At 68.8% G+C, this 12,957-nt stretch carries 12 protein-coding genes; 8 read left to right on the top strand and 4 right to left on the bottom strand.

Annotation, left to right across the window (positions count from 1 at the left end; all coding sequences use genetic code 11):
- Positions 1 to 36 precede the first annotated feature (36 nt).
- The 6 genes from V5E28_RS18940 to V5E28_RS18915 all read left to right on the top strand — a co-directional run bounded on the left by V5E28_RS18940 (position 37) and on the right by V5E28_RS18915 (position 7,504).
- On the top strand, positions 37 to 1,305 hold the full coding sequence (locus V5E28_RS18940; protein WP_336208260.1) for a glycosyltransferase: 1,269 nt from the start codon (positions 37 to 39) through the stop codon (positions 1,303 to 1,305).
- A 38-nt stretch (positions 1,306 to 1,343) separates the two neighbouring features.
- Positions 1,344 to 2,747: an aminobutyraldehyde dehydrogenase gene (locus tag V5E28_RS18935; protein WP_336208466.1), complete on the top strand. Its 1,404-nt coding sequence runs from the start codon at positions 1,344 to 1,346 to the stop codon at positions 2,745 to 2,747.
- 252 nt (positions 2,748 to 2,999) lie between these two features.
- The gene (locus V5E28_RS18930; RefSeq protein ID WP_336208259.1) at positions 3,000 to 6,101 is read left to right on the top strand and encodes a sensor histidine kinase; all 3,102 of its coding nucleotides are present in this window, start codon (positions 3,000 to 3,002) and stop codon (positions 6,099 to 6,101) included.
- The gene (locus tag V5E28_RS18925; protein WP_049565005.1) at positions 6,098 to 6,520 is read left to right on the top strand and encodes a roadblock/LC7 domain-containing protein; all 423 of its coding nucleotides are present in this window, start codon (positions 6,098 to 6,100) and stop codon (positions 6,518 to 6,520) included. The genes V5E28_RS18930 and V5E28_RS18925 overlap by 4 nt, the downstream gene beginning before the upstream one ends.
- 20 nt (positions 6,521 to 6,540) lie before the next feature.
- Positions 6,541 to 6,945 carry a DUF742 domain-containing protein gene (locus tag V5E28_RS18920; RefSeq protein WP_336208258.1) on the top strand — a complete coding sequence of 135 codons (405 nt, stop codon included), beginning with the start codon at positions 6,541 to 6,543 and terminating at the stop codon, positions 6,943 to 6,945.
- Entirely contained in the window at positions 6,926 to 7,504 is a 579-nt protein-coding gene (locus V5E28_RS18915; protein ID WP_336208257.1) for a GTP-binding protein, read from the top strand. The genes V5E28_RS18920 and V5E28_RS18915 overlap by 20 nt, the downstream gene beginning before the upstream one ends.
- A gap of 49 nt (positions 7,505 to 7,553) precedes the next feature.
- Here V5E28_RS18915 and V5E28_RS18910 read toward each other — a convergent pair whose 3' ends face one another.
- Positions 7,554 to 8,327, bottom strand: coding sequence for an ABC transporter ATP-binding protein (locus V5E28_RS18910; protein ID WP_336208256.1), 774 nt, complete (start codon positions 8,325 to 8,327; stop codon positions 7,554 to 7,556).
- A gap of 144 nt (positions 8,328 to 8,471) precedes the next feature.
- Here V5E28_RS18910 and V5E28_RS18905 point away from each other — a divergent pair, with 144 nt between their 5' ends.
- A complete protein-coding gene (locus V5E28_RS18905; RefSeq protein WP_336208255.1) occupies positions 8,472 to 9,443 on the top strand; it encodes an ABC transporter substrate-binding protein in 972 nt (323 codons plus the stop codon).
- A 58-nt stretch (positions 9,444 to 9,501) separates the two neighbouring features.
- Entirely contained in the window at positions 9,502 to 9,924 is a 423-nt protein-coding gene (locus tag V5E28_RS18900; protein WP_336208254.1) for a pyridoxamine 5'-phosphate oxidase family protein, read from the top strand.
- A 7-nt stretch (positions 9,925 to 9,931) separates the two neighbouring features.
- Here V5E28_RS18900 and V5E28_RS18895 read toward each other — a convergent pair whose 3' ends face one another.
- From V5E28_RS18895 to V5E28_RS18885, 3 genes are read right to left on the bottom strand one after another with little or no spacing between them, the layout of a single operon-like run.
- Positions 9,932 to 10,744, bottom strand: coding sequence for an ABC transporter permease (locus V5E28_RS18895; protein WP_336208253.1), 813 nt, complete (start codon positions 10,742 to 10,744; stop codon positions 9,932 to 9,934).
- Positions 10,741 to 11,586: an ABC transporter permease gene (locus V5E28_RS18890; protein WP_336208252.1), complete on the bottom strand. Its 846-nt coding sequence runs from the start codon at positions 11,584 to 11,586 to the stop codon at positions 10,741 to 10,743. Before V5E28_RS18890 ends, V5E28_RS18895 begins: the two co-directional genes overlap by 4 nt.
- Entirely contained in the window at positions 11,583 to 12,584 is a 1,002-nt protein-coding gene (locus tag V5E28_RS18885) for an ABC transporter substrate-binding protein (protein ID WP_336208251.1), read from the bottom strand. The genes V5E28_RS18890 and V5E28_RS18885 overlap by 4 nt, the downstream gene beginning before the upstream one ends.
- Positions 12,585 to 12,957 lie beyond the last annotated feature (373 nt).

Raw genomic sequence — 12,957 nt, 5'->3', positions numbered from 1 at the left:
ATTCCCCTTCAAATCGCTAGTTCTCCCGGAGTGTCCATGTCTCTCACCATCCTGTTCATGCCGGAAAGCGCCTACGGGCCGACCAACAACTCCATCGGCATCGGCGACATCCTGCGCCACCGCGGCCACCGCGTCGTCTTCGCCGCCGAGGCGTCGTGGAAGGGCAAGCTGGAGGCGCTCGGCTTCGAGGAGGACCTGGTCGACCTCGCCCCTCCCGCCGAGGAGGAGCAGGACGCCGGGCAGTTCTGGAAGGACTTCATCCGCGAGACCGCTCCTGAATACCGCAAGAGCACGCTGGCGCAGCTCGAGACCGTCACCAAGCCCATCTGGGACTCCCTGATCGACGGCGCCAAGTACTGCGAGCCGCAGCTCAAGGAGATCATCGAGCGGGTCCAGCCGGACGTCATCGTCGAGGACAACGTGATCACGTTCCCGGCGCTGCTCACGGCCGGCAAGAAGTTCGTCAGGATCGTCTCCTGCAACCCGCTGGAGGTGCGCGGCGAGGGCATCGCGCCGGTCTTCTCCGGCCTGCCCGCGGACGACCGCACCGAGTGGGACGCCTTCCGCGCGGAGTACGACCGCACCCACCGCGAGATCTGGAGCGCCTTCAACGAGTGGTGCGTCGAGCAGGGCACCGAGCCGCTGCCCGACCTCGACTTCATCCACGAGGGCGACCTGAACCTGTACGTGTTCCCGGAGATCCTCGACTACGCCGACGCCCGGCCGCTCGGCGAGAGCTGGCACCGGCTCGACTCCTCGGTCCGCGAGACCGACGAGGAGTTCGAGCTGCCCTTCGAGCGGAACGAGGGGTCGCTGGTCTACTTCTCGCTCGGCTCGCTCGGCTCCTCGGACGTGGAGCTCATGCAGCGAGTGGTCGACGTGCTGGGCACCACCCCGCACCAGATCATCGTCTCCAAGGGCCCGCTGCACGAGGAGATCAAGCTCGCCGACAACATGTGGGGAGCCGAGTTCCTGCCGCAGACGAAGATCATTCCGCTGTGTGACCTGGTCATCACGCACGGCGGCAACAACACCACCACCGAGGCGCTGCACTTCGGCAAGCCGATGATCCTGCTCCCGCTCTTCTGGGACCAGTACGACAACGCGCAGCGCGTCGACGAATTGGGTTATGGTGTCAGGCTTTCGACCTACGCTTTCACGGACGAGGAGCTGAAGGGCGCGCTCGACCGCCTTCTCGGTGACGGCGAGCTCCGTGCGAGGCTCGCCGCCGCCGGTGAGGAGATCCGCGGCCGCGACGGGCTGCGCAAGGCCGCCGACCTGATCGAGCAGCTCGGCCGGAAGTAGGCACGGCCTCCCCGGGCCGGCAGGTACCAGCAGGAAAGATATCCATGCGTGAATTGATCAACCCGGCCACCGGGCTCGTGTGCGCCGAGGTGCCGGACACCCCCGTGGCGGCCGTGGCGCCGATCGTGCGGCGGGCCAGGGACGCGTTCGGCGAGTGGGGCCAGACCACGCCCGCCGAGCGTGCCCGGCTGCTGCTGCGGGTGGCGGACCTGGCCGAGGCCGACGCCGAGGAGCTGACCAGGCTGGAGGTGGAGGAGACGGGGAAGCCCGCCGCCGTGTTCAGAGACGGTGAGCTGCCCTTCGCCATCGACAACCTGCGCTTCTTCGCCGGCGCCGCCCGCTCGCTCGACGGGACGGGGGCCGGGGTGTTCAGCGCCGGCTACACCTCGGTCATGCTGCGCCGCCCCGTCGGGGTGGTCGGGTCGATCGCGCCGTGGAACTTCCCGTTCGTCATGGCGGTCTGGAAGGTCGGCCCGGCCGTCGCGGCCGGCAACGCGGTGGTCATCAAGCCGGCCCCGCAGACGCCGCGCACCACGCTGCGCCTGGCGGAGCTGTTCGCCAAGGCGGGCGCGCCCGACGGCCTGGTCCAGGCCGTCACCGGCGGCGCCGCGGTGGGGGAGGCGCTGGTCACGGATCCGGGCGTGGACATGGTGAGCGTGACCGGCTCGACCGAGACCGGCCGGGCCGTGATGACGGGCGCGGCCACCACGCTCAAGCGGGTCCATCTGGAGCTCGGCGGCAAGGCGCCGGCCCTGGTCTTCGAGGACGCCGACCTGGCGGAGGCGGCCCGGGGCGTGGCGCTGGGCGCCACCTACAACACCGGCCAGGACTGCACGGCGGCCACCCGCGTCTACGTCGCCCGCGAGGTCTACGGCGAGGCGGTGGAGGCCCTTCGGGCAACTCTTGCCGAAATCCGGGCCGGCGACCCCTGGGATCCGTCGACGGACATCGGCCCGCTGATCTCGTTGGCGCACCGGGACCGGGTGCACGGCTTCGTCTCCCGCTCGGGCGGCCGGATCCTGCACGGCGGGTCGCCGGTCGAGGGACCCGGGTTCTTCTACCCGCCCACTCTTGTGACCGACGTCGCCCAGGACAGCGAGATCGTCCAGGGCGAGCTGTTCGGGCCCGTGCTGGTGGTCCTGCCGTTCGACGGCGAGGACGAGGCGGTCAGGCTGGCCAACGACACGCGCTACGGCCTCGCCTCGTCGGTGTGGTCGCGTGACGTCTCCCGCGCGATGCGCGTCTCGCACCGCCTCGACGTGGGCGTGACCTGGGTCAACGATCACCTGCCGATCGCCAGCGAGGCGCCGCACGGCGGGGTCAAGGGCAGCGGGTTCGGCAAGGACATGAGTCAGGAAGCGGTGCAGGAGTATTCGGTGACGCGGCATCTGATGATCAAGCACGCGGCACCCGTGGAGCGCGATTCGTTCCGCCCTGCCTAAAAACGTGTACGGCGCTATGTCCCCCAAAGTCCACCTGTGGGGGCGTTTGATGGGATATGTTCGGTTGGCCGATCTGGTACGGGTTGTGTTCCAATTACCCAGCCCGGCAGAATCCCATGCGCCACATGCGTGTCTGATTTTCTTCGAGCACGTAACGGCGAGAGGTTGCGAGAGTCAGTGAGGACGGAAAACCCCAAGCACACGAGGCCGGGGGAGTACACAGGCGGACGGTTCCGGCTGGCGAACTGGCGCGTGCGCTCGAGGCTGGTGGCGCTGATCCTCATTCCCACGATCGTGGGTGTGCTGCTCGCAGGCCTCCAGCTCGCCAACGCCATCGGCACCAGCAGCGAATACCGCCGGCTCACCCAGGTGGCCGAGCTGGTGCAGCGCGTCGGCGTGCTCTCCCACGAGCTGGGCAAGGAACGTACCCTCAGCGCGTGGTACGTCGCGGACGGCCGGCGCGCCGGCCGGATGGCCCAGCTGCGCACTCAGCGTGGAACGGTCGATGCCGCGAGGAAGCGCGTGCTCGAAGCCACGTCCGCCATCGACGCCTCCCACTCGGCGCGTGTGCGCGCCGAGGTCGAGGAGATGAACCGGTGGCTCAACGGCCTTCCGGGACTGCGTGAGTCGATCCTCGGCCAGAGCGTCCCGCCCCGAGCCTCGATCAGCACCTTCTCGCGGCTGATCGAGGTCCTCGCCGCGCTCCAGGGAGACCTGGGCGAGGGCGTCAGCGACGACAGCCTCCAGGGAGACGTGGCCGGGCTGCGCGCACTGCAGCGGGCCAAGGAGGAGGTCTCCCGCCAGCAGGGCATCATGGTCGTCGCGCTGGAAGAGCGCTCGCTCGACTACGACGACCTGTCCGACTTCCTCGGTTCGTGGAACCGACAGCAGTCCGAGCTCGCCGCCTTCGAGCAGGAGGCCACCCCGCAGGATCGGCGGGCCTACCAGCAGGCCGTGCGCGGCATCCAGATCGACCGCGCCGACTCCATGCGCCAGCGCGCCCTGGCCCAGCTGCGCGAGTACGGGCGCATCAGGGACCTCGACGTCACCTCGCGCCGGGACATCAACCTCTGGTACGAGAGCACCCTGCTGACCACCAACGCCATGCGCAAGGTCGAGGACGCCCTCGCCACCCGGATCGTGACGCAGACCCGCGAGCTCAGCGACACCGAGCAGCGCAACGCCATCATCTCCGGCGCCACCATCCTGGTCCTGCTGCTGCTCGTGCTGGTGATCACCACCCGGGTGGCCGGTTCGCTGGTCCGCCCGCTGCGGCGGCTGCGGGCCGAGGCTCTCCAGGTCGCCACCACCCGGCTGCCGGAGACCGTCCGCGTGCTGCGCGAGTCCGGCGACGGCGCAGAGGTGCCCGACGTGCCGTCGGTCGGCATCACCACCCGCGACGAGATCGGGGAAGTGGCTCGGGCCTTCGACGAGGTCCACCGCGAGGCGATCCGGCTGGCCGGTGACGAGGCCAAGCTGCGCGCCAACGTCAACTCGATGTTCGTCAACCTGTCCAGGCGCAGCCAGACACTGGTCGAGCGGCAGCTGCAGCTCATCGAAGGCCTGGAGCAGGGCGAGGAGGACGAGAACCGGCTCGCCAACCTGTTCCGCCTGGACCACCTGGCCACCCGCATGCGCCGCAACAGCGAGAACCTGCTGGTTCTGGCCGGTCAGGAGGCCGCGCGCAAGTGGAGCGAGCCCGTCCCGCTGGTCGACGTGGCGCGCGCCTCGCTGTCGGAGGTCGAGAGCTACGAGCGGGTCCAGATCCAGATCGCGTCCGGCACCCAGATCGCCGGCCCGGCCGTGACCGACGCGGTGCACCTGCTGGCCGAGCTGATCGAGAACGCCGTCTCGTTCTCGCCGAGAGAGAGCAAGGTCAACGTCACCAGCGCACCCGTCGACGGCGGCGTGCTCGTGACGATCACCGACCTGGGCATCGGCATGAGCCCCGAGGAGCTGGCCGAGGCCAACTGGCGGCTGGCCAACCCGCCCGTCGTGGACGTCGCGGTGTCGCGGCGCATGGGCCTGTTCGTGGTCGGCCGGCTGGCGCTGCGTCACGGCATCCGCGTACAGCTCCAGATGCGTGAGCGCGGCGGGCTGAGCGCTCTGGTCATGCTGCCCGACATGCTCCTGGTCGGCGTGCAGGGCACCGGGCCGCAGCAGCGCTCCCAGTACGACGCGTTCACCACCTTCGACCCGAGCATGTTCGACCAGAGCCCGGCGACGAACGGCTCCGGCGTCTACGCGGCGCCGTCCGGCCTGTCCTCGATGCCGGCCAGGCTCGACACGGCCGACGTCAGAGGCCAGGACGGCCCGCCGATGGACACGCAGTGGCCCGGCTCGCTGCCCGTGCCGGGGAGCGAGGCCTGGCCGCCGTTCGCCGAGCCGCAGAAGCAGCAGGAGCAGCCCTGGCCGTCCTTCGGCGAGCAGGCGCCCGCGCAGCCGCAGGAGGAGCCCCGCTGGCCGTCGTTCGCCGAGGAGACGCCGCCGCCGGTGCGCGAGGAGCAGCGCTGGCCCTCGTTCGCCGAGGAGCCGCCGCCGCTCACGGACGAGCCCCGCTGGCCGTCGTTCGCCACGGAGCCGCCGGCGCAGCCGCAGGAGGAGCCGCGCTGGACGTCCTTCGGCGACCAGCCCCCGCAGCGGCCCTACACCGAGGAGGCGGCCCCGTCGCCCTTCGCGGCCGAGGAGCAGCGGTGGTCGTCGTTCGCCGCTGACGAGCAGCGCTGGTCGTCGTTCGCCGATGGCCCCCAGGCCCCCGAGCCCTACGGGCAGAACGGCCATTCCGCGGTCAACCCGTTCGGGCCGGGCGACTACTCCTCGCAGGACCTGACCGGACCGCTTCCCGTGGTGCGCAGCTCGCCGATCGAGGAGGAGAGCGAGGAGTTCCTGCCGATCTTCTCCTCCGTCGGCTCGGACTGGTTCCGCCGCCCCGAACCCGAGCAGTTCGTCTCCAGGGAGCCGGAGCAGTTCGCCCCCCGGGAGCCGGAGCCGCCGGCGCAGCCCGCTCCCTTGCAGGTCGAGGCCGTCTCCGCGGACAAGCCCCCGCTGCCGCAGCGCAGGCCCGGCGAGTCGGGTGTCAGCCCGTCGTGGTCGTCTCCCGCGGACAGCGGCTGGCAGGCCGCCCAGGCGGCGGCCCAGCCCGCGCAGGGCGGCACCACCTCGTCGGGTCTGCCGCGGCGCGTGCCCAAGGCCAACCTGGTGCCCGGTACGGCGAGTCTGGCTGAGCCCCCAGTAACCTCACCGGCGCCGCAGATCTCTCCCGAAAGGCTGCGAAGCAGATTGTCCAGCTTCCAGCAAGGTGTACGGCAAGGCCGCGCGTTCACCCGCGGAGACGAGAATGAGGAGGAGAAATGAGAGAACTGAGCCAGGGAGCGCGTGGCATCAACTGGCTGATCACTGATTTCGTCAACAACGTGCCTGGTGTGGCGCACACCGTCGTGGTTTCGTCTGACGGTCTGCCGCTGGCTTTTTCCGAGGGATTCCCCAAGGACAGGGCCGACCAGCTCGCAGCGGTGGCGTCGGGCGTGATCAGTTTGACCCAGGGTGCGGCCCGCGTCTTCGAGGGCGGTATGGTCACCCAGACCGTCATCGAGATGCAGCGCGGACTGTTGATGATCATGTCGATCAGCGACGGTTCCTGCCTTGCGGTGCTCGCCGCGCCGGACTGCGACATGGGCCTGGTGGCCTACCAGATGACGCTGCTGGTCGAGCGTGCGGGGCAGGTGCTCACACCGGCCGTACGCGCTGAACTGCAGGCGGCCCGCCCCCGCTAGCCGGGCGGTGACAGGAGATCATGGTGTCAGGTCAGGGTTGGGCTGGTGATAGCACTCCGCCGCATCCGTCGGCTTCCCGTCCGCCGAAATCCAGCTCCCTGGTGCGGCCCTACGCCGTGACCGGGGGGCGAACCGCGCCGCGGATGAAGTTCGCCATGGAGGCGCTGGTGTCCTCCGTGACGTCCGAATACCAAGACATTTCACTACTAAGTCCGGAGTATCAGGCGATCATTCAGCTGACCCGGAACGTCCGGTCGGTTGCTGAGATCTCCGCCCTCTTACGCCAGCCTCTCGGGGTGGTCCGGGTGCTGATCGCCGACATGGCGTCGGAAGGCCTGATCCGCGTGCACCAGCCTGCGCTGGACGCGGGAAAGCCGGACCTCAACTTGCTCGAAAGGGTGCTCAGTGGACTTCGCAGGCTCTAGCGCCGGCCTGACCTCGACGAAGATCGTCGTGGCCGGCGGGTTCGGCGTTGGCAAGACGACGTTCGTGGGAGCGGTGTCCGAAATCTTGCCGCTGACCACGGAGGCGGTGATGACCGATGCCTCGGCGGGGGTCGACGACGTCTCGCTCACGCCGAACAAGACGACCACGACCGTGGCGATGGACTTCGGGCGGGTGTCGCTGGACCGGGATCTGATCCTGTATCTGTTCGGCACGCCGGGGCAGCACCGGTTCTGGTTCATGTGGGACGACCTGGTCCGGGGTGCGATCGGCGCGGTGGTGCTGGTCGACACGCGCCGGCTGGCCGACAGCTTCCCGGCGATCGACTACTTCGAAGAGGCCAAGCTGCCGTTCGTCATCGGCATCAACGGCTGGGACGGGCAGTTCGCCCACGCGGAGGAGGAAGTGCGCGAGGCGCTGTCGCTGGGCGCGCACACCCCCGTCGTGCGGCTGGACGCCCGTTCCAGAGACTCGGTCAAGACCACGCTGATCACGCTGGTGGAGCACGCGCTGACCCGCCACACGCACGCCCCCGCCTGACCTGAGCGCCTCAGCGGTGCCGTGGGGGCACCGCTGAGGCGGTCGGGCCCTAGCGCGCGACGGTGTGCCCGCGCACCAGGCGGCCCACCTCGGCCCTCAGGTGGACGAAGTCCGGGTGCTCGCGGCTGCTGATCTGGTCGCGCGGCGCGGGCAGGTGCACGTTCAGATCCCCGACCACGTGTGCGGGCGCCTTGGACAGCACCACGACGCGGTCGCCGACGTAGACGCTCTCGTCGATGTCGTGCGTGATGAGCACGATCGTCATCTGGTGGAGCCGGCGCACCTCGAGCACGAGGTCCTCCAGATCCTCGCGCGTCTGCGCGTCGACCGAGCCGAACGGCTCGTCCATGAGCATCAGTGTCGGCCGGTAGGCCAGCGCGCGGGCGATCGCCACCCGCTGCTGCATGCCGCCGGACAGTTGGAAGGGATACTTGCGGCCGGCCTCGGCCAGTCCCACCGACTCCAGCGCCTCTTGCGCGGCCTGACGCCGGCCCCGCCTGTCCAGGCCCTTGCGGCGCAGCGGCAGCGCGACGTTGTCCGCCACCGACATCCAGGGGAACAACGAGCGGCTGTAGTCCTGGAACACCACGGCCAGATTGTCGGGCGTCTGCTTCACCAGCACGCCGTCGACCTTGATCTGCCCGCTCGTAGGAGTGATCAGCCCGGCGATGGAGCGCAGCAACGTGGACTTCCCGCATCCGGATGGCCCGACGATGCACAGCAGCTCGCCCTCGGCCACCTTCAGATCGAGGCCGTCGATGGCGCGGTGCTCGTTCGGCCCACCGCCGCCATAAATGTGCGTGAGGTTTTCTATCTCAAGCAAGCGAATTCCTAGGGGCGAGTCCAGAGATAACACGGTGACTCTATCGAAGCCGTCATTAGTTGCACATGCCTACGGTTCATTACGCCTGGATCGGCCGTGAGCAGGTTTCACTGCTGTCATCGCCGATCGCGCTGGAGCCATTCGATGACACGCATATTCGCAGGTCACGTAGCTGTCATCGGCATTGCCGTGGCACTCGCGCTGGCCGCCTGCGGTGACGGTCCCGGGCATCGGGACGGGCAGCACCTGGAGCGGACCACCGTCAAAGTCGGCGTGCTGCCGATTCCCGATTCCGCGCCCCTGTATGTCGCCCTGGCCAATGGCTTCTTCGAACAGGAGGGCCTCACGGTCCAGCCTGTGACGATCCAGGGCGGCGCGGCGGCGTTGCCGCAGTTGGAGAGCGGCGCGCTGGACGTCTCGCTGTCGAACTACGTCTCCGCCCTGCTGGCGGCGAGCAAGGGAGTGCCGATCAAGATCGTCGCGGATCTCTACCACGCCAGGCCGAACGTCTTCGACATCGTCGTCCCCAAGAACTCGCCGATCACCGGCGTCGCCGGGTTGAAGGGCAAGACGATCCTGGTCAACACCCTGAGCAACATCGGCACGCTGAGCGTCACCGAGACCCTGGCCGGCGCGGGCCTGACCCCGGCCGACGTGAAGTTCGTCGCGACGCCGTTCCCCGACATGACCAGCACCCTGATCTCCGGAGGAGGGGACGCCGCCTGGATGACCGAGCCCTTCCTCACGCTGGCCGTGCGCTGGCAGGGCTTCCGGGTGATCGCCGACACCATGACGGGCAAGCTGGCGGACCTGCCCATCGGCGGGTGGATCGCCATGGACGAATGGGTGCGGGACAACCCGCGGACTCTGGCGGCCTTCCGGCGCGCCCTCGACAAGGGCCAGCGGCTCGCCGCCGGCGACCGCGAGGAGGTGGAGGCGGTGCTGCCGTCCTACACCCGGATCGACCCCGCCACCGCGTCGGCGATCGCGCTCGGCGGCTTCCCGACCAAGCTCGACCCGGCCAGGCTGCAGCGCGTGGCCGATCTCATGCTCCGCTACGGCTATGTGAGCGAGCCCATCGACGTCAAGTCCGTCGTGGCGGCCGCGCCCGGATGAGCCTGGGCGGGGCCATGACTATGTAACGATCTCGCGCGTAGGTAGTCTGAGGTGCCTTATGGATGGGTTCAGTGAGGCGGAGCTCGCTTATCTGCGCACACACGACCTGGCCAGGCTGGCGACGGCCACGGCCGCCGGGGCGCCGCACGTCGTCCCCGTGCGCATCCACCTCGGGGTCGAGCGCAACGTGATCGGCATCGGCTCCTTCCTGCTGGCAGAGGGCGGCCGCCCCCGCCGCTACCGGCACAACGTCCAGGACAACGACCAGGTCGCGCTCGTGGTGGACGACTTCACCGAGGACGGCCCGCGCGGCGTCGCCATCCACGGGGTCGGCAGGATCCACGCCGAGGGCGGCGAGCGGCTGAACCCCAGGTTCGAGCCGGTCTGGCTGGCGATCATGCCCACCTGGATCTCGTCCTGGGGAGTCGACACCTCTCCCTACGCCCCGCCCTTCAGCCGGTGGGTCGCCGAGGGGCTGTGAGCGCCCCTCACGCCTCCACGTGCTGGGCGCTGTGGTGCCAGGCCAGCACGCGGCGCTCGACGAGCAGGAACAGCTCGTTGAGCAGATAGCCGAGGATGCCGAGCAAAAGGATCCCGGCCCACATCGCCGGCAGGTTGAACGTCGAGTAGGCGACGGTGAGCTGGAATCCGATGCCGTCGGTGGTCCCGGGCAGCAGCTCGGAGAAGACCGTGACGATCAGCGACAGCGACAGGGCCAGGCGCAGCCCGGCGAAGATCTTGGGCAGTGCTGAGGGCAGGACGATCAGCAGGACCCGCTCCGCGCGCGACAGCCGGAAGACCTGTCCCGTGTTCAGGTGCAGCGGCTCGACCGAGCGGGCGCCGTCGGCGGTGTTGAGCAGGACCGGCCACAGGATGCTGAAGACGATGAAGGCCAGCTGCATCCGCAGGCCGAACCCGAACACCACCAGGAAGACGGTGACCAGCGCCGGGGGCGGGATCGCTCGCAGGAACTGAAGGACGCCGTCGAGGTAGTCGTACGCCCTGGCGGAAAGACCCAGCGCCAGCCCGAGGGCGACGCCGATGACCGCCCCGCCGGCCAGGCCGCCCGCCATCCGCCCCAGGCTCGGCAGGACGTTCTGGACGGCCAGGTCGGTGAGGAACAGTCTGCCGGGCGGGCCGGAGAACCACATCGCGTGCATCCGGGTCACGATGGTGGACGGCGGCGGGAAGAACGGGCTGCCGGCGGTCCGCGTGCCCCACTCCCACACCGCCACGAGGACGACCAGCAGCAGCCAGCGGGAGGCGAGAGCCCGGGCCAGCCGGCCCATGAGCGCGGTCACCGCCCGGCTCCCGCGGCGAGCGGTGCCCCGGCGGGGCTGCCGAGCCTGGCGTGCTGCCAGGTGAAGAGCCGGCGCTCGGCCGCGACCAGCAGCGAGTTCACCACCACCCCGAACAGTCCCACCCAGACGACCCCGGCCAGGATGTCGGCCATCCGCGCCGGGACCGCGATCCCCGCGAAGAAGATGAACACCCCGATGCCCTGGCCCCGGCCTGCCACGATCTCGGTGCTCACCGTGAGGATCAGCGCCACTCCTGTCGCCAGCCTGAAACCGGTCATGATGAACGGCGCGGCCGAGGGCAGGGAGACCCACCACAGCACCGACGGCCCGCGGAAGCCGTAGGAGCGCAGCGACTCCTTGGCGACCGGATCGACGCCGCGCAGGCCGTACATGGTGTTGTAGAGGATGGGCCAGAGCGAGGCGTAGATCACGAGGGTGACGCGCAGTTGCAGGCCGGTGCCGATGACCAGGGCCACCAGCGGGATGAGGGCGACGGACGGGATGGGACGCAGGAACTCCACGATGGCCCGCGTCGCGGAGTCGATCACCGGGACGCTGCCGAGCAGCAGCCCGAGGGGCACCGCGATCAGTGCCGCGACGGCGAGCCCGATGGCCCAGGCCAGCAGGCTGGTGGCCGCGTGGGTGCGGAAGGCCGGATCGAGGACCAGCTCCCCGGCCCGCAGGAGGACCTCCGAAGCGGGTGGCAGGAAGCCCCCGTCGACGAGCCCGGCCCGCCCGAGAGCCTCGAACAGCGCGGCGAAGACGATCACCCCGACCGCCCGGCGCGACCACCGTGCGGTGGTCCGGGACGAGCGGTCAAGGGTGCGGGCGCGGGTGCTCACCCGGAGGTGGTGGGGGACATCAACGACTTGACGTCGATCTCCTTGGTGAGCCATTTGGCTTCCAGCATCCAGTCGGCCACGCGCTGCAGCCGCACCGGGTTGTCGGAGCTGGAGAAGAACGGGAACGTCACGGTCGCCGCGGTGGCCTTGTCGATCTGCGTGAAGTTCGGCAGCACGTCGACCACCATGCCGCGGTTGCTCTCCATCATCTTGGCCGCGTTGTGGAGCGCGCGCTGGAACGCCGCCGCCGTCTTGGGGTACTTGTCGTACCACTCCTGCGTGCTGACGTATCCCGAGATGGGGAATTCGGCAGCGGGGCCGGAGGCGGGATCGAGAATCTTTCTGGCGCCCATCGAGGACGTCGCCGCCGTTACCATCGGCTCGCCCAAATAGGCGGCATCGAGCTGACCCTTTTGCCACGCGGGCATGATGTTCTGGAACGTCACCGCGACATATTTGATCTTTGCCGGATCGACGTTGTTGGCTTTCAGGACCTGGGTGAGCGCAAGTTCCTGAAAATTGTGCAAGACGTTCACATTGATCGTCTTGCCTTCGAGGTCTTTCGGAGACCTGATTGGCGAGTCAGGCAAAGCCATGATACTCAGCGAGTCCGGAGCGGCGCGCGATCCTTCGGCCAGGATGCGCAGCTTCAGCGCGCCCTGGTCGTGGGCCTGGAACATCGACACGTAATTGCCGAACATGGCGTCGATCTCGCCGTTGAGCATCATCGGAATGGCCTCGGGCGCCGCCTGGACGATCTCCGGCGTGACTTTGAGGCCTTCCTTCTCGAAGAGCTTCTGGTCGATGGCGACGAACATCGCGGCACTGTCGATGGCCGGCAGGGCGGCGATCTTCAGTTCGGTCTTCTCCAGACCGCCGTTGTCGGCGGCGGCGGTCGGTGGCGGACTGGCTGAGTTGGGGTCGCCGCTGCATGCGGTGACTCCCAGCGCCAGGGCAAACCCGATGATGACGGCCCTGGCGGGACGGCCAAGCCTCATGTCGGGGACTCCCTTCACAAGATGAGGTGGAGCCTGGAGGGGGAATTGGGGTGGGTGTTACTCAGGAGGCTGTGTACGAGACGTACAACAGGACCTGACGGTAGCACCACATGATGCGCCATCATCGCGAAAATAACACTTGTGGTTGCATCGCCAGTTTGGCGCTATATCGTAAGGATTGACCCGACCAGTAAACAGTCTTCGTGCTTTCGCCTATTTTGGCGCGGTTCGTTCCAGCCGTGCCCTCGGTGGGAGGAGGTGGCGCCTGGGTATCCGGATGCCAGTGGGGCGAGTCGAAGATCGGCTCATGCGGGCTACGACGGGCCGTCTATTTCACCATTCAACGACGGCTAGACCGATCTTGTTACATTTA

The sequence above is a fragment of the Nonomuraea sp. LPB2021202275-12-8 genome, from assembly GCF_037044575.1.
Classification (GTDB): domain Bacteria; phylum Actinomycetota; class Actinomycetes; order Streptosporangiales; family Streptosporangiaceae; genus Nonomuraea.
This window is presented reverse-complemented; position numbering and strand designations above follow the sequence as displayed.